Origin of the sequence: Salinigranum halophilum (assembly GCF_007004735.1) — an archaeon.
Taxonomy (GTDB): Archaea; Halobacteriota; Halobacteria; order Halobacteriales; family Haloferacaceae; genus Salinigranum; species Salinigranum halophilum.
In genome coordinates, this window is the sequence record NZ_SSNL01000004.1 from 457,637 (window position 1) to 472,740 (window position 15,104).

Genomic DNA, 15,104 nt, shown 5'->3' on the forward strand with positions numbered 1-15,104 from the left:
ACCCGAGGGAAGGGGCTCGCGCTCAAATAGCCACGGGGAGGTCGATGACGAACACCGTCCCGCGCGGTTCGTTGTCGACGGCGTGGACCGACCCGCCGAAGCGGGTCACGAGGTCACGGACGAGAAAGAGGCCGATACCCGTCCCGTCGCTGTCGAGGCCGCGGGCGTCCTTCTCGAACACCTGGCGTTTCTGGTCGTCGGGGATGCCCGGCCCGTCGTCGGCGATGCGGACGCGGAGCCTGAGTCCCTCGCGCTCCGCGGTGACGGTCACTCGTGGCTCGTCGCCGTCGTTGTGAGAGACGGCGTTCGAGAGGACGTTCGCGAACACCGAGTGGAGCAGTTCGTTCCCGACGACGTCCGTCCCCGCGAGGTCGGCGTCGTACTCGACGGTGACGGTAGCGTCGTCGTACCGGTCGCGGACCTTCCGCACCTCCTCGTCGAGGACGTCGAGCACGTCGACCGGCTCCGTCCGCAATCCCTCACCCTGGCCGTCGGCGTCTTCGGCGAGGACGCGGACCAGGTCGTAGGCGGTGTCGGTGAGTTCGTCGACGTTCTCGCAGGCGCGCGTGACGCGTTCGAGCGCGTCCCGGCCCTCCTCGTCGACGTGGTCCTCCAGCACCGACGCCCAGCCGCGGGCGACCGCCATGTCGTTCGAGATGTCGTGGCGCATGATGCGCGTGAGTACCTCGAGCTGGTCGTTCACCGCGGAGACGCGGCGCTGGCGCTCTTCGAGGAGGTGTTCGCGTTCGTTTCGAGCGTGAGTCCACCGGTACACCCCCACGAGAACGACGAGGGTGCCGACGATGATACTCACCCCCTCGAGGACGATGCTGACGGCCGCCGGCACGACGACGAGTTCGTCGGCGACGTCGGTGACGGTGCTCACGCCGAAGAGGAAGAGGCCGAGAACGAGCGGCCAGCCGAGCCGCCGGTCGGGGGCGAGCCGGGTGATGAGGACGATTCCCGCGACGGGAAGCGCCGTGACGAGCAGTTCGACACCGACTCGGAACGGGACCACGTCGGCCTGTCGGGGGAACGAGAACGACTCGACGAGGCCGACGAAGAGCAAGACGAGGGCCACGACGGCGACCGGCGCGACGCCACGCGGAAGCGACGCTGACTCGTCTGTCATCGATACCTCCCCTCCCCTGTCAGCATTAAAATGCTTGTTGCATCGGCGCTCGACCCGCGAGCGACCTCGGCGGGCCGACAGCGCCGCTCAGCCGAACAGGCGTTCGCGCAGGCTCCGCTGGGTCTTCCGCTCCGCCAGGAGGACGGAGCACTCCACCTCGTAGAGGACGTCGAGGACGAGCGAACCGCGGACCAACCGGCCGAGGAGTCCGCGTTCCGTGGCCCCGATGATGAGCAGCGACGCGTCCTCGGCGTGGCGGGCGATGGCGCCCTCGACGTCACCGCTCTCGACGATGCAGTTCGCGTCCGCGAGGTCGTGGTCTTCGGCCCACTCGGTGAGGAAGGCCTCGCCGGCGGCGACGTCGTCCGCGACGTGCAGGAGGTCGATCTCCGAGCCGTACTCCTCGCGGAGCATCGCGGCGACCTCCGCGGAGAGGCCGGAGTCGGGGCCGCCTGCCGTGGGCACGAGGATGCGAGAGGCGTCGAAGCCACGGTCTTTCATCACGAGGAAGTCACACGGGAGCGAGTGTGCGAGTTCGTCGATGGCGGATTCGGCCCGCCCCGGCGACCCGTGGGCGTCCGGCCCCCACCCCATGACCGTGAGGTCGGCGTCGTACGTCCGTGCGGCGTCGAATATCTCCTCGAACGAACGGTGTGAGAGGACGGTGTGTGTCTCGACGGGCACCCCGAAGGTCTCGGCGTCCTCGCGAGCCTGCTCGAGGAGGCCGCGAGCCGCGTCGAAGTCGTCCTGCTGCCGGGCGGACTCGAGGGCGGTCTGGTCGGGCACCTGCACGATGTGGGTGGCGACGACCGTCCCGCCCCGCTGTTTGGCGATGGCGGAGGCGAGCGTGATGAGGTCCTTCTCGTGACCGGGGTTCGCGAGGGGGACCATCACGCGGTACTGTCCGCCGTCGGGCTGGACACTCGTGGCCGCGGAGACGGCCGCTTCCGGCATCTCCTCCGAACGGCTCAGGATGTACTCACTGAGGACGCCCTGTTTCTCCGTGCGCGAGCGAGCGTAGCCGAGGTACCACAGCGCCGCGAAGAGGACGAACGCGCCACTGAACGCGATGGTGACGCGTGGCTCGATGAACGCGATGAGCGAGAACGAGAGGATGCAGCCGACGATGGGCGTGATGGGGTAGAGCGGAACCGTGTAGGACGGGTCGTAGTCGGCGGCGTCGGCCTCACGCATCACGATGAGGGCGATGTTGAGCAGCCCGTAGATGACCAGGTGGAGGACGCTTCCCATCGTCGCCAGCGTGTTGATCGGCGCGAGGACGATGAACACGAGGATGAACGCGCCCGTGATGGCGATGGAGCGGTACGGCGTACCGAACCGTGGGTGGATCTCGTTGAGCTCCGGGGTGACGATGGAGTCACGACCCATCGCGAAGTTGATTCGCGAGGAGGCGAGAATGCTCGCGTTCGCGCTGGAGGCGGTGGCGAGCAGCCCACCGAACAGCATGGCGATGGCACCGACCGGGCCGAGCAAGAGCCGGGCGACCTCGACGACGGCGATGTTGCCCGCCGCTTCCTGCTGGGCGATGTACCCCTGTTCGACGGCGGCGCTCATGACGATGAGGACGAGCGCGTAGATGAGCGTCACGATGACGACGCTTCCGATGACCGCGCGGGGGAGGTTCCGGTCGGGGTCTTTGATCTCCTCCGCCACGGACGTGATCTGGACGAAGCCGAGGTACGAGACGAAGATGAGGCCGGTCGTCGTGATCATCGGGCCGAACCCGTTGCTCGGCGGGAGGTTGCCCGGTTCGGCGCGGAGCGCCCCCACCAGCGTGAACACGGCGAGGATGGCGACGAGGATGACGACGATGACGTTCTGGAGCTTCCCGGTCTCCTTCGCGCCGACGTAGTTGACGAAGACGAACAGCGCCGCGCCCGCGAGCGCGACGAGTTTGACCGGGTCCAGCGCGATTATCCCGAGGCTGACCGTCCCCAACCCGAGGATGTTCTGGATGTACTGGCCGAAGCCGACCATGTAGAACGCGGAGGCAAAGGCGAGCCCCATCCAGTTCGCCCACCCCGCCACGGAGCCGAAGAGCGGCCCGAGCGCCCGGTTGACGTAGAAGTATGCCCCGCCCGAGCGCGGCATCGCCGTCCCGAGTTCTGAGGCCGACAGCGCCGTCAACAGGGCGATGGCCCCGCCGACGACGAACGAGACGATGGCGAACGACCCGGCCTGCTGGATAGCCGTGCCGGGCAGGACGAAGATACCGGCACCGATCATGGTCCCGACGCCGATGGTCAGCGCAGCGAGGGGGCCGAGGTCTTTGGCGAGTTCTTCGTCACCCATGCAGGCTCACCTCCGGGTGAGCCACCGTGGGTGAGACAGAAACCGAGTCGCTCACGCGTCGTCACCCTCGTTCGTGTCCGTTTTCGTGTCAGCAGCGGCGTCGCCGTCGCGGGCTGCGGCCGGACTCGGCAACACCACCACGGGCAGGTCGCTCTCGTGGACGAGTGCGTCTGCGACGTCCGCGCTGAACAGGTCCCACCACCACTTGTGACCGCGCGGGGTGAAGACGATGGCCGACGCGTCGACCTCGTGAGCACCGTCGACGAGCGTCTCGGCGACGTCGGTGCCGTAGAGGAGTCGGGTCTCGACCTCGACGCCCGCGTCCGCGGCGCGTTCGCGGACGAGGTCGAACGCCGCCTCGGCGAGTTCCTCGCGTTGTTCCATCGAGGCCTTGTCGGGTGCGCCACCCGCTTTCTCGACGACGTGGGCGACGGTCATTCGGCCGCCCGCAGCCGCGACCCGGTCGAGGACCGCATCGAGCGTTATCTCGGCGTCCTCGACGCTCGCGACGGGGACGAACGGGGTGGAGAGCAGGTTCGACGGGGGTGCGTCGTCAGCCACGGCCGGGCCCCCCTGGGTCGACCGGTCGTACGAGTTGCCACTGTCTGTCGCTCGGTTTCGGGTTCATTGTCGGGCGCTATGGTTTCAGGTGTCTTAGGTCGTTCCCCTCCCGTCGGCTGTGGTTCGGACTGGCACGGCACAGGCACGAACCGGGCGCGCCTCACAGCGCAATCGGGTCACACGGCCCCGTCGTGACGGCTGGCACCGACGGGTCCTGCGGCTATATCTGCGTGACCCACGCCCGGTAGTCCTCGTCGCGGCCGTAGACGTGCTGGAAGACGTGGTCGACGAAGCCCGCGAGGCGGTTGGCGTCCGAGCGGGCGGTGATGCGGAGGTTCGTCCCGTCCGCCTCCTCCGGGGACGACAGTTCCTCGACGCGGAACTCGCGGAACTGGTCGAGGAGCGTCTCCAGCCGTGCGCGCTCGTCGTCGGTCACGTCGAGGTTGAACGTCTGCTCGGAGAACTGGACCCACGGCCCCGGCATGGGGTCGCCATCGTCGTCCGTCCCGTCGAGGGCCGGGTCGGCGTCGACCTCGATGGTGAGAAAGGCGCTGCCTCGGGTCCGGTGGGCCGTGACGGCCTCCGCGAAGAGCTTCCGGCGCTCTGCGGGTGTGTCGGCGTCGAAGCGAGTCATACGCGACCCGACGACGCCAGGGCACAAACCGGTGGCGTTCTGCGGAGGGCGAGTCACCGCCGTGTCCGCGTCGGCACAGGCGTCGGCAGTCAGTCGTCTGCGGTCGTCTCCGCCTGCGTGGACGCGTCGAGTTGCACGGGGCGGAGGGTGAGCGCTCCGACGCCGGCAAGGAGTAAGAGCGCCGCTCCGAGGTAGAACGACTGCGCCCAGCCGAGCGCCACGACGAGCGTGCCGGCGACGGTACCGCCGACGACGCCGCCGGGGACCTTCGCGGTGTAGACGGCCGCGTAGTTCTCCGAGGAGCGCGCCGCGCCGTAGTACTCGGCGACGAGCGTCGGGAAGATGCCGAAGACGGGGCTCCGGAAGAAGGCCGCGGCGGCGACACAGAGGACGAACGGTGTCGCGAACCCGCGCGCGCCGACGAAGACACCGGCCGCGAGCGCACAGCCACAGGCGACGAGCGAGACGCCCGCAGTGCGCTCGCCGCCGAAGCGGTCCGCGAGGCCGCTCACCACGAACACGCCGGCGCCGTCGGCGAGGGCGATGACCGAGGCGACGGTCGTCGCCGCGGCCGGCGACAGGCCGAGCCCGGTGGCGAACCCCACCGACTGTCCGACGAGCATGAGGCCGACGCCGTTGACCACCACCATCACGCCGTAGAGCACCCAGAACTGCCACGTCCGCACGGCGGTGCGCCAGCCGACGGCACGGGACCGTCCGGTCACGTGGGCTGGTGTCTGCTGGTCGTCGGCTGTCGCCTCGTCGGCCTCGTCGCGGGCGTCGTCCTCGCCGGGGCGGTCGGGGTCGCGGACGACCCACGCGCCGAGGAGGCCGCCGACACCCACGACCGCACCGAGACCGAGCAGCGTGGTCGTGAACGCCCCGTCGAGCGAGCCGCGGAGAAACGGGATGAAGAGGACGCTGGTCCCGCTGTACGCCATCGCCACGAGTCCGGTCGCGAGCCCGCGACGGCCATCGGCGGGAATCCACTTGGAGGGGGTGTTCACGGCGACCGTGTAGGCGATGCCGGAGCCGACGCCGCCGACGGCGTACGCGGCGGCGACGAACGGGAACGAGCGGGCGACGCCGACCCCGGCGTAGCCGACGAAGAGACAGCCAGCGGCGACCAGCAGGAGGGTTCGCGGGCCGTACCGGTCGCGGATGCGACCCGCGGGGAGCTGGGTGAGCGTCTGGGTCAGGACGAACAGGGTGAAGACGGTGCCGAGCGCGGGGGCCGACGCGTCGAACCGGGTGCCGACGACGCCGCTGACCGACGACCAGACGAACTGGTAGGTGCCGGCACCACCCATCACTAGCGCGGCAACGACGACGACCAGCCAGCGGCGGGAGGGACGGCGCATCAGCCCGACCAACAGGCAAGCGAGCCAAATGACTGTCGACTTCGCGGGCGGCCGGTCCCGGGACTAGAGCAAGAAGAGGACGGCCGCGAGCGTCAGCGCGCTCACGACGAGCAGGTGACCGAAGAGCGCGACGAGCGGGGCGACGCCGACGCGCCGCATCGAGTCGAGCCGGATGTCGAGGCCGAGGCCGACGAACGCGAGCGTGAACAGCGCGGTGGAACCGCTGTCAGCCAGCGCCACCAGGTCGGGGCCGAGCAGACCCGCGCTGGCGGCCGCGGCGAGGACGAGGAAGCCGAGGATGAACGGTGGGACGCCCGCCCGGAGGTGTGCCAGTCGCGACCGCGCGGGACCGGCGTGCTGTGTGGTTCGGAGGACGTAAAAGAGCGCGACGAGCCCCAGGAGGGCGTTACGGGCGAGTTTCGTGACCGTCGCCCACTGGCCGGCCGCAGGGCCGTACGCGAACCCGGCGGCCGTGACGGGGCCGGTGCTGAACATGCTCAGACCGGCCCAGACGCCGAACTGCTGTGCGGAGAGGTCGAGCAGGCTCCCGAGGACGGGGAAGGCCGCCAGGGTCACGGCGTCGAAGACGAGGATGGCCGCGACGACAGGCGTCAGGTCCGACGCCCGCGCGTCGAGGATGCCGGCGACGGTCGTCGCCGCCGAGACGCCACAGACGCTCGCGCCCGCGGCGAGCAACGAGGAGGGGGTCGCGTCGAGGCCGAGCCACCGGCCGAGGAACTCGCCGAGGGGCAGGCCGACGAGGACGACGCCCGCGACGAGGCCGACGAGGACGACGCCCGCATCGAACAGTTCGTTCACGGCGACGTTCGCGCCCAGGAGGACGATGCCGGCGTCGAGAAACCGTGAGTGTAACGCGGTGCCGTCGTCGACGGAGCCGGGGAGGTCGACGGCGTTGCCGACGAGGGCACCCAGCGCCACGGCGACGAGCAGCGGGCTGGTTCCGACGACACCCGCGAGGCTCCGCGCGGCGAGCGCCAACACGAGGAGCAACGAGAGGCCGGGGACGAGAGCCCGGAGCCGTTCGGAGAGCGACCGCATTCGTCGCAAACACGCGGGCGCGGGGTTCTGAACGTATCGGTTCCCTCGGAGATGACGGCAACTGATGCCGAAAATTCGGAGCGAGAGTCGGTGAGCGACGCCGTGGCCCGGCGGAGTTGGGGTGGTGCTGTCCGGTATCTCCCCGGCTCGCTGTCGCCCGGCCGTCGGGCGGTGTGCGCCGACCGTGTGAGTGTGTCGCATGGGGCGCGGCGCGGATTCTTTACTTCTTTAACCCCGGAGTCGGTCGAGAGAGATATGAGCAAGCACATCCTGCTCCTGGGCGCACCGGGCGCGGGCAAAGGGACGCAGTCGAAGCGACTGGCCGCCGAGTTCGACCTCGAACACGTCACGACGGGCGATGCGCTGCGGGCCAACAAGGACATGGACCTCGCACACATGGACACCGAGTTCGACACCCCGCGAGCGTACATGGAGGCGGGCGAACTCGTCCCCGACGCGGTCGTCAACGAGATCGTCAAGACCGCGCTGCAGGCGGCCGACGGCTACGTCCTCGACGGCTACCCGCGCAACCTCGACCAGGCGGAGTACCTCTCGGAGATCACCGACCTCGACGCCGCGCTGTTCCTCGACGTGAGCGAGGAGGAACTCGTCGAGCGCCTCACCGGCCGCCGGGTCTGCGCGGAGTGTGGCACGAACTATCACGTCGAGTTCAGCCCGCCCACAGAGGCGGGCGTCTGTGACGACTGTGGCGGCGAACTCGTCCAGCGCGACGACGACACCGAAGAGACCGTCCGCGAGCGGCTTCGCGTCTACCGCGAGAACACCGAACCCGTCGTCGAGCACTACCGCGAGCGCGGCGAACTCGTCGAAATCGACGGCGAGGGGACGCCGGACGAGGTCTTCGACGCCATCGTCGACGCGGTCGACGAGTAACGCCCGCACCGGCCGAACGCTCTTTTCACCCAGGTCCGAAGCACGAGGTGTAGATGCCCTCCAGCAGACGCACGTACTGCCGAAGAGCGGTCGGTCTCCTCGTGATGGCGGCCGGGTGTAGCGGCCGCCCCGGGTCGTCGTCCGCGTCGACGGCCGACACGCCCGTGACAGCGACAGGACGCGTGGACGAACGGACGTCCACCACGACAGCCACGGCCGCGGAGACGACGTCGCTTGTCCTGCACGGCGTCGACGCGGACGACCTGCCCCGTCGGGCACGAGTCGGCGTCGTCTCGCCCGAGGTGTGGGGCTGGGTGACGACAGCGGTCGAGACGGGTGCCGCGGACGTCGGGGTCGCAGACGGCTGGACGCCGACGTTTCCGTCCGAGGGGCCGACGCCGTCCGGACGACGTACCGCGCCGCCGAGGCAAGCTATCGGTTGAAGACGGAGCCGGTCGGCGCCATCGAGGAGGCGGACCCACCCGAGCCGACGGATACGGTCGCGAACGTGGCTTCGCTCCCACCCGCCCAGCGCCGAATCGCGCGGGCGGCCGTCCAGAACGAGGCCGGCTACGACGTCGGCTACCACGAGGAGCGGAGCGAGGCGTTCGAGGCGGTCAGCGAGTACGACGACCTCCGTTTCGAGGGGGAGACGTACTGGACGTTCACGGTCCACGGCGACAGGTTCCTCGTCCACACCACCCTGTGGGCGGAGCCAGTCGAGCAGGTCGGCGAGGACGACGTCGTCTTCGAGGTGAACCCTGTGATCCTCTCCGACCGGGGATTCGAGGCCGTCACCACTGCCATCGAATCGCCGGCCGCGACTGCCGAGACGGTTCCGGAGACGCTGGCCGACGCCACGGCGACGTACGACGCGCTGGCCACGACGATTGCACTGTACCGGGCCCGACTCCGCTGAGCGCCACGCTCGGGGCCTCGTCCGAACCGTGACGGGTCAGGGAACGAGCACGCCCTCGGGCGGCGTGACGTCGGACGCGAGCACGTTCGTCCGGAGATATCTGTCGAGTTCGCGTCGCACGCCAGCGTCGACGTCGTACATGCCGAGCGCCATCGCGGCGCCGGCGGTCCCGTTCGCGGTCACGAGGAGGTAGCTCGCGACGTCGTGGCTGTCGACGGGCTCGAACTGCCCCTGCGCGATGCCCTCTTCGAGGATGTCGACGAACAGGTCGATGACCGACTGCTCGTAGGCCGTGAGCCGCTCGTGGAAGCGTTCGTTGTGTGGGGCGTGTGAGAGCAGTTCCATCATCGCCACGTTGATGCCGCAGTCGACGTCGTCACGGGGGTCACCGACGAGGAAGTCGAGGGCGTCGTAGAGGCGGGTGACGGGGTCGTCGTCGAGTTCCGAGAGCTGGTCGCGGTTACGTTCGATAGCCCAGTCGAGAAAGGCGACGACGAGGTCGTCTTTCGTGTCGTAGTGGTAGAAGAAGAACGCCTCGCTCTTGTCCGATTCGGCGGCGACCTTCTTCGTCGTCAGCCCGGCGTACCCGTGGGTCGCCAGCGCGTTCTTCACCGCGTTGACGACCTCCGCGCGGGCCGTCGGGGAGGGGCTGTTGCTCATCTGCCCGGTCTCGGGTTTCGACTCATATAGGGATGTCCACTCCGCTCCCGGTGGCTGAGTGTTCACTCAAAAGAGTTATGTGTGTCGGGGCTGAGCATTCACTCAGCATGCGAACCACACCAACAGCCGACGGGCGCAGTCTCCGCTCGGGTCGTGGCCGGACGACGGTCGTAAGCGGCCTGACGACGCTAGTGATTCTCACGGTCGCCTTCGGCGCGATGGCACTCGGGGTGCCGTACTTCTGGGTCGTCTTCCCCGTCGGATTCGGCGGTGTCCTCCCCCTCGTCGTGGCCCACAGCCTCCGAACCGACCGCGCGTCGGGTGGGTCGCCGACCGCGCACCCCGACTCGGCCTCCGGCGGACACGACACACGGGACGAGGCGCTTCGGACGCTCAGAACGCGGTACGCGCACGGCGACCTGACCGACGAGGCGTTCGAGCGACGCCTTGAGAAGCTCTTACAGACCGAGACCGTCGCCGACGCCGCGGACTGGGCCCGGGGCGGAACTCGCGACACCGACAGCGATGGGGGTCCCTCCGGTGGTGACTGAGTACGGGTCGACCACCGTGTGGCGCCGGCGATACCACCGATACGCCCACCTCGCCCTGGCGACGTGGCTCGGGGTCGTCCTCTACTCGCCGCTCGGCGGCGACGCGCGGGCGCTCCTCGTCACGCGCACTGTCGTCTTTCCGTTGCTCGTCGTGTCGGGCCTCCTGCTCTGGCAGGCCCCGGCGCTCCGCCGGCGACTGCGTGGCTGACCGACCGGTTCCGCTGACGCGCTCTCCACTCGCCTCGGCCCTCCTCCACGTCCCGCTGACGCTCCCTCCACCCGTCGCGACCGCCACTCGGACGCCACGCCGCCCGCATCGAGAGTAAAAGGTTCATAACGGCTGATTGCTTATCAGCCCGCAATGGCACGGACAGAGCAGAAGGTGCGCGACCTCGTCGGCGGCGACGGCGAGATGCGCGATGCGGTCGAGACGGTCCTCGCTCACGTTGACGACAGCGAGACCGGTGAAGTCGCGTGGGTCGACGTGAAGGGCGACCTCACGAGCGGGCAGTGGGGCCGACTCATCGAGCGCGGCATCCTCGTCGAGGGCGACGCTGGGTTCCGACTCGCCGACACCGAGGCGGTGCGGAACGGACTCAACGGCGAGACCGACTCGACGTCGACCTCGAAATCGACCACCACGTCCAAGTCGGCGTCATCCGACGACGAGGGCTCCTCGTGGTCGAAGTACGACAAGGGTGCGGCGGTGGTGACCGTCGCCCTGTTCGCCGGGTACTCGTGGAAGCCACTTCGCGACATCATCGGTGGCGCAATGGACGTCGCGCTGGGGCCACTGGCGACGCTGATGCCGTTCTACGCCGTCGTGATGGTACTCGCACTGGCGACGGGGCTGTACTCGACGCTCCTGCAGGCGAACCTCATGGACATGGACAAGATGTCCAAGTACCAAGAGAAGATGAAGGACATCCAGGCGCGGCGCAAGCAGGCCAAAGAGGACGGCGACGACGACGAACTCGACCGCATCCAGGAAGAACAGATGGAGGCGATGGGCGACCAGATGGGCATGTTCAAAGAGCAGTTCCGCCCGATGGTGTGGATCATGTTCTTCACCATCCCCGTGTTCCTCTGGATGTACTGGGGCATCGGCATCGGCCCGAACGCGGAGTCACACGTCCCCCTGCAGAACCTCGTTCTGCCGCTGATGGGTGAAGTCGCGTGGACCGACCAAGTCCTCGGCCCCATCCAGGCGTGGATCGTCTGGTACTTCCTCTGCTCGATGGGCTTCACCCAGATCATCCGGAAGGGGCTCAACATCGACATGTCGCCCACCGCGTCCTGAACGGACGTCGACGACTCCCGCGGTTTCGACGCTTCGACGGCCGCCCTGCGCCCGCTGGACCGACAGTCTCTTTTAGCACGCCGGGCCGAATATCGATATGTTACTCACCGTTTCGGGGCCGCCAGGCAGTGGGAAGAGCACTACTGCCGCCGCGCTCGCGAAGGCGTTCGAACTCGAACACATCTCGGGTGGCGACATCTTCCGGTCGCTCGCGGCCGAGCGCGGACTCACGCCCGTCGAGTTCAACGAACTCGCCGAGACGGACGACCAGATCGACCGCGACCTCGACCAACGCCTCCACGAGATCGCGAAAGAACGCGACGACGTCCTCCTCGAGTCGCGGCTCGCGGGGTGGCTCGCGGGCGACGACGCCGACATCAAAGTCTGGCTCGATGCGCCGCTGAACATCCGCGCCGAACGGATCGCCGACCGCGAGGACAAGTCGTTCGAGACGGCCTACGAGGAGACCCACCGCCGCGAACGAAGCGAGGCCAAGCGGTACAGGGAGTACTACAACATCGACATCGACGACCGCTCTATCTACGACCTCGTCTACAACACCGCGCGGTGGAGCCCCGAGGGCGTGCTCGGGATGCTCACCACCGCCGTCGACTCGTACGACCCGAACTCCGACGAGGGGAAGGCCCCGGTCGACGGCGTCATCTACGACTTCTGAATGGCCCGAACACTTCGCGCCCCGCCCGACGACCGCCCGCTCGAGTCCCTCCTGCGTTTCGGCGTCGTCAACCTCGACAAGCCGCCGGGGCCCTCCGCCCACCAGGTGGCCGCGTGGGTTCGTGACCTCGCCGGCGTCGACCGCGCGGCCCACGCGGGGACGCTCGACCCCAAGGTGACCGGCTGTCTCCCCGTCCTCCTGGGCGATGCGACGCGGATGGCACAGGTGTTCCTCGAAGGCGTGAAAGAGTACGTCGCGGTGCTCGAACTCCACGGCCCCCTGCCGACGGACCTCGAGGCCGTCGTCGCGGAGTTCGAGGGGCCGCTGTACCAGAAACCCCCCCGAAAGAGCGCAGTCACTCGCCGCCTGCGCGTGCGCGAGATTTACGAACTGGACGTGCTCGACACCCGCGACCGGCAGGTGCTTCTCCGGATTCGGTGTGAGTCGGGGACCTACGTGCGCAAGCTGTGTCACGACCTCGGCCTCGCACTCGGGACGGGCGCGCACATGGGTCACCTCCGGAGAACGGAGACGTCGCCGTTCGACGACACCACGCTCGTGACGATGCACGCCCTCGCCGACGCTCTCGCTTTCGCCGACGAGGGCGACGAGACGACGCTCCGTGACGTGGTCGCGCCCGCGGAGCGCGCACTCGTCCACCTGCCCCGGGTGACGGTCGCCCCCTCTGCCGCCGAACAGGTCGCGACCGGCGCGCCCGTCTACGCCCCGGGCGTCATCGGTGTCGAACCGGCCCGCGAGCCCGTCCCCGAAGTCGGGACCGGCGCAGTCGAGGAGGGGGCGCTCGTCGCCTGCTACACGCCCGATGGGAGCGCCGTCTGTCTCGGCCGACTGGTCGGCGACCCCGACGCGGAGCGCGGCGAGGTCGTCTCGCTCGAGCGGGTCTTGGTCTGACTGGCGGGTGCGTTTCCCTCGCACGCCGCCGGGGAAACGAAGCGTTTAACCGGGGGACGGGCTTTCGTCGATATGCACCACGAGGGACCGTGGGGTAGTGGTATCCTCTGCGGATGGGGTCCGCAGGACTTGAGTTCGATTCTCAGCGGTCCCACTCCACCTTTTTACGTCGTCAGGTGCGCCTTCGGCGCACCGTTCCTCGCAAAAAGCTGGGACAAAAACGTGCCGCGACTCGCTTCGCTCGTCGCGGTACGGTACACCCGTGGAATGTATACCTCTGCCAGGAGTCGGCTTACAGGTTTTCAGCGATCCAGCGACACCACGTACGGAAGTCCTTCGCCCCGCACTGGTTCGCGATGGACTGGAGGGTCCCGGTCGGGATGTCACCGTGCATCGGCACCGTTACGACCCGTACCTCGTCGGAGTGTGGGCTCTCCCACCGTAGCTTGAGGTGGCTCCCCGTCCGGTCGACCGGACGGTATCCGTGGCTGGTCAGGACTGAAGCGACTTCACGACCGGAGAACGTCGTCCGGACCATCTACCGCAGGAACTCGGGGAGTTCCTCATCGTCAAACTCGTCGGGGTCGAGGTCCCACTCGTCGAGGTCCTCGTCGGTCACGGGTTCCCCGCCCCCTGCGTGGAGTTCGAGCGCCTCGGCAAGCATTCGGAGGGCCTCGGCCTTCGTCTCGCCGAACGACGCGACTCCGGTCTCACGGTCTCGAGCCGTGATGCGGCCGTCGTCCTCGTGGATGAAGTCGACGCCGTCGAGATGGTCGTCCCGAGTCGTGCTCGCCATTTCAGTTACATCCAGTCGTCGTGGCGTGTTAAGCGTTCGCCAGCGGAGCCCGAGCGACAGAGACGAGCACATGCAGACTTCGATCGATTATCCGGAGAACGAAGCCCGCTCACCTCAGCGGTCCCACTTTTTTACCGGAACATGGGACGAAGAGATGCCGGAGAGGGTAGCTCGGCGCTCCCGTTCCGTCGACGACGAACGGGACGAGTCCCGGGACGGCACATCCACTCACCGGCGTCGACGGCGAGGAACGCCACGACGGCGAATCGCCGGACGGTCGCCGACGTCGGCCTGCTCCACCTCCGGCGTCTCGTCGTCGGCCAGCCGAGCGAACCCGAAGCGGCCGAGCGTTCGCTCGACGGCGGAGCCGAAGCCACGACGCAGTCGCGCCCCGAGTTTCTTCGCGATGGCGACGATGAAGAGCGCCCGCTCGAAGACCGAGAGCACGCGGTCTGCGAGGCTCACGGGGTCGAGCGAGTTCCCGGCGGTCACCGTGTTGCCACCGGTTCGCGTGAGCGATTCGCCCGCCGTGCCGGCCGTCGACGAGCCAGTGGTCGCCCCCGGCGACCCGGTCGTTCCCACGGCGGCCGCGCCCGTCCCCGACGCAGTCGTTCCGGCGCTCCCGGCGGCGACCGCGCCGCCGCCGAGGACCTTCGTGCCGGCGACAGCCAGCGCGCCAGCACCGAGGAGCGCAACGGCACCGACGGCGACGGCCTGTCCCGGCGAACCGACCGCCCAGAGTCCGAGACTCACGAGCGCCCAGGCAGCCCGGTTCAACAGGCCGACGCCCTCGATGCGGACGTCACCAGCGGTGACGGCCGACTCGAACGCCGCGGCGCGGTCGGGGGCGGCAGCGATTCGCCCGACCGTCTCGGGGTCGGTGAACATCCGGACCGTCGCGTCGTCGCGCGGGCCGGCCCGGAAGTCGACGACGTGGAGGTCCGCGTCGGTCCGGAACGAGAACTGTGCGGACGAACCGTCCGTGTCCGTGACGGTGAGCGTGACTCGCTGGTCGCGGACGAGGCGGGCGGCGGGGCCGACGTCGAGGCCGTCGACGGCGGCGTTGTACCCGGCGACGACTCGTTCGAGGGCCGCTCCCGTCCCGTCGGCCCACGTCGGTTCACCCACCTGAGCGACGGCCCCTCCCCCGAGAACGCTGACGAGGAGCGCGACGGCGACGAGCCGGTTCACTCTTCCCGACGAATCCATGTGTGTTGTTGTCGTGTGTCGTGATAATTGCTCTCACGGTATTCGTGAACGACCACTTCGCCGACAGATTCGGCCACGTCGGCGCGCGGCCTCCGGGATAAACAGCTATATCAGCCGGTTTCCTCAA

Annotated in this window: 18 protein-coding genes and 1 tRNA gene; 9 read left to right on the top strand and 10 right to left on the bottom strand. The window is 68.7% G+C overall.

The window, feature by feature from the left end; all coding sequences use genetic code 11:
• Positions 1-22 precede the first annotated feature (22 nt).
• The 6 genes from E6N53_RS10945 to E6N53_RS10970 all read right to left on the bottom strand — a co-directional run bounded on the left by E6N53_RS10945 (position 23) and on the right by E6N53_RS10970 (position 7,060).
• On the bottom strand, positions 23-1,132 hold the full coding sequence (locus E6N53_RS10945) for a sensor histidine kinase (protein WP_142859218.1): 1,110 nt from the start codon (positions 1,130-1,132) through the stop codon (positions 23-25).
• Positions 1,133-1,219: 87 nt separating this feature from the next.
• Positions 1,220-3,445 carry an amino acid permease gene (locus E6N53_RS10950; RefSeq protein WP_142859221.1) on the bottom strand — a complete coding sequence of 742 codons (2,226 nt, stop codon included), beginning with the start codon at positions 3,443-3,445 and terminating at the stop codon, positions 1,220-1,222.
• Between the two features lie 51 nt (positions 3,446-3,496).
• Entirely contained in the window at positions 3,497-4,006 is a 510-nt protein-coding gene (locus E6N53_RS10955) for a universal stress protein (protein WP_201741119.1), read from the bottom strand.
• A 220-nt stretch (positions 4,007-4,226) separates the two neighbouring features.
• Positions 4,227-4,640, bottom strand: coding sequence for a DUF7975 family protein (locus tag E6N53_RS10960; protein WP_142859223.1), 414 nt, complete (start codon positions 4,638-4,640; stop codon positions 4,227-4,229).
• Between the two features lie 89 nt (positions 4,641-4,729).
• Positions 4,730-6,001, bottom strand: coding sequence for an MFS transporter (locus E6N53_RS10965; protein ID WP_142859225.1), 1,272 nt, complete (start codon positions 5,999-6,001; stop codon positions 4,730-4,732).
• Between the two features lie 63 nt (positions 6,002-6,064).
• On the bottom strand, positions 6,065-7,060 hold the full coding sequence (locus E6N53_RS10970; protein WP_136590384.1) for a YeiH family protein: 996 nt from the start codon (positions 7,058-7,060) through the stop codon (positions 6,065-6,067).
• Between the two features lie 255 nt (positions 7,061-7,315).
• On the opposite strand from E6N53_RS10970, the gene E6N53_RS10975 reads away from it, so the two are divergent.
• From E6N53_RS10975 to E6N53_RS10985, 3 genes are read left to right on the top strand one after another with little or no spacing between them, the layout of a single operon-like run.
• On the top strand, positions 7,316-7,954 hold the full coding sequence (locus tag E6N53_RS10975) for an adenylate kinase (protein ID WP_142859227.1): 639 nt from the start codon (positions 7,316-7,318) through the stop codon (positions 7,952-7,954).
• Between the two features lie 53 nt (positions 7,955-8,007).
• Positions 8,008-8,397 carry a hypothetical protein gene (locus E6N53_RS10980; RefSeq protein ID WP_142859229.1) on the top strand — a complete coding sequence of 130 codons (390 nt, stop codon included), beginning with the start codon at positions 8,008-8,010 and terminating at the stop codon, positions 8,395-8,397.
• Positions 8,394-8,873 carry a DUF7979 domain-containing protein gene (locus E6N53_RS10985; RefSeq protein WP_142859231.1) on the top strand — a complete coding sequence of 160 codons (480 nt, stop codon included), beginning with the start codon at positions 8,394-8,396 and terminating at the stop codon, positions 8,871-8,873. The genes E6N53_RS10980 and E6N53_RS10985 overlap by 4 nt, the downstream gene beginning before the upstream one ends.
• 36 nt (positions 8,874-8,909) lie before the next feature.
• Here the strand turns inward: E6N53_RS10985 and E6N53_RS10990 are convergent, their stop codons facing one another.
• Positions 8,910-9,533, bottom strand: coding sequence for a TetR/AcrR family transcriptional regulator (locus E6N53_RS10990; protein ID WP_142859234.1), 624 nt, complete (start codon positions 9,531-9,533; stop codon positions 8,910-8,912).
• 107 nt (positions 9,534-9,640) lie between these two features.
• Here E6N53_RS10990 and E6N53_RS10995 point away from each other — a divergent pair, with 107 nt between their 5' ends.
• The 6 genes from E6N53_RS10995 to E6N53_RS11020 all read left to right on the top strand — a co-directional run bounded on the left by E6N53_RS10995 (position 9,641) and on the right by E6N53_RS11020 (position 13,126).
• Positions 9,641-10,084, top strand: a complete 444-nt coding sequence (locus tag E6N53_RS10995) for an SHOCT domain-containing protein (RefSeq protein ID WP_201741120.1) — start codon at positions 9,641-9,643, stop codon at positions 10,082-10,084.
• Positions 10,077-10,292, top strand: coding sequence for a hypothetical protein (locus E6N53_RS11000; protein ID WP_142859238.1), 216 nt, complete (start codon positions 10,077-10,079; stop codon positions 10,290-10,292). Before E6N53_RS10995 ends, E6N53_RS11000 begins: the two co-directional genes overlap by 8 nt.
• Positions 10,293-10,445: 153 nt before the next feature.
• Entirely contained in the window at positions 10,446-11,384 is a 939-nt protein-coding gene (locus E6N53_RS11005; protein ID WP_142859240.1) for a DUF106 domain-containing protein, read from the top strand.
• Positions 11,385-11,481: 97 nt separating this feature from the next.
• Positions 11,482-12,060, top strand: coding sequence for a (d)CMP kinase (gene cmk / locus E6N53_RS11010; protein WP_142859242.1), 579 nt, complete (start codon positions 11,482-11,484; stop codon positions 12,058-12,060).
• Entirely contained in the window at positions 12,061-12,972 is a 912-nt protein-coding gene (locus E6N53_RS11015) for an RNA-guided pseudouridylation complex pseudouridine synthase subunit Cbf5 (RefSeq protein WP_142859244.1), read from the top strand. It abuts the gene before it with no gap.
• Between the two features lie 83 nt (positions 12,973-13,055).
• Positions 13,056-13,126: transfer RNA gene (locus E6N53_RS11020), tRNA-Pro, on the top strand.
• A gap of 138 nt (positions 13,127-13,264) precedes the next feature.
• Here E6N53_RS11020 and E6N53_RS11025 read toward each other — a convergent pair.
• From E6N53_RS11025 to E6N53_RS11035, 3 genes are all read right to left on the bottom strand, one after another.
• Positions 13,265-13,510, bottom strand: coding sequence for a type II toxin-antitoxin system HicA family toxin (locus E6N53_RS11025; protein ID WP_142859247.1), 246 nt, complete (start codon positions 13,508-13,510; stop codon positions 13,265-13,267).
• Positions 13,511-13,768, bottom strand: a complete 258-nt coding sequence (locus E6N53_RS11030; RefSeq protein ID WP_142859249.1) for a type II toxin-antitoxin system HicB family antitoxin — start codon at positions 13,766-13,768, stop codon at positions 13,511-13,513.
• A 228-nt stretch (positions 13,769-13,996) separates the two neighbouring features.
• Complete coding sequence (locus tag E6N53_RS11035; protein WP_142859251.1) at positions 13,997-14,977, bottom strand: hypothetical protein; 981 nt, start codon at positions 14,975-14,977, stop codon at positions 13,997-13,999.
• Positions 14,978-15,104 lie beyond the last annotated feature (127 nt).

Bases quoted from the DNA above. Each gene is read 5' to 3' on its own strand.
- E6N53_RS11015 (WP_142859244.1), top strand. From the start codon at position 12,061: ATGGCCCGAACACTTCGCGCCCCGCCCGACGACCGCCCGCTCGAGTCC.
- E6N53_RS10950 (WP_142859221.1), bottom strand. From the start codon at position 3,445: ATGGGTGACGAAGAACTCGCCAAAGACCTCGGCCCCCTCGCTGCGCTG.
- E6N53_RS10970 (WP_136590384.1), bottom strand. From the start codon at position 7,060: ATGCGGTCGCTCTCCGAACGGCTCCGGGCTCTCGTCCCCGGCCTCTCG.
- E6N53_RS10975 (WP_142859227.1), top strand. From the start codon at position 7,316: ATGAGCAAGCACATCCTGCTCCTGGGCGCACCGGGCGCGGGCAAAGGG.
- cmk (WP_142859242.1), top strand. From the start codon at position 11,482: ATGTTACTCACCGTTTCGGGGCCGCCAGGCAGTGGGAAGAGCACTACT.
- E6N53_RS11005 (WP_142859240.1), top strand. From the start codon at position 10,446: ATGGCACGGACAGAGCAGAAGGTGCGCGACCTCGTCGGCGGCGACGGC.
- E6N53_RS10990 (WP_142859234.1), bottom strand. From the start codon at position 9,533: ATGAGCAACAGCCCCTCCCCGACGGCCCGCGCGGAGGTCGTCAACGCG.
- E6N53_RS11035 (WP_142859251.1), bottom strand. From the start codon at position 14,977: ATGGATTCGTCGGGAAGAGTGAACCGGCTCGTCGCCGTCGCGCTCCTC.
- E6N53_RS10980 (WP_142859229.1), top strand. From the start codon at position 8,008: ATGCCCTCCAGCAGACGCACGTACTGCCGAAGAGCGGTCGGTCTCCTC.
- E6N53_RS11025 (WP_142859247.1), bottom strand. From the start codon at position 13,510: ATGGTCCGGACGACGTTCTCCGGTCGTGAAGTCGCTTCAGTCCTGACC.
- E6N53_RS10960 (WP_142859223.1), bottom strand. From the start codon at position 4,640: ATGACTCGCTTCGACGCCGACACACCCGCAGAGCGCCGGAAGCTCTTC.
- E6N53_RS10995 (WP_201741120.1), top strand. From the start codon at position 9,641: ATGCGAACCACACCAACAGCCGACGGGCGCAGTCTCCGCTCGGGTCGT.
- E6N53_RS10965 (WP_142859225.1), bottom strand. From the start codon at position 6,001: ATGCGCCGTCCCTCCCGCCGCTGGCTGGTCGTCGTCGTTGCCGCGCTA.
- E6N53_RS10945 (WP_142859218.1), bottom strand. From the start codon at position 1,132: ATGACAGACGAGTCAGCGTCGCTTCCGCGTGGCGTCGCGCCGGTCGCC.
- E6N53_RS11030 (WP_142859249.1), bottom strand. From the start codon at position 13,768: ATGGCGAGCACGACTCGGGACGACCATCTCGACGGCGTCGACTTCATC.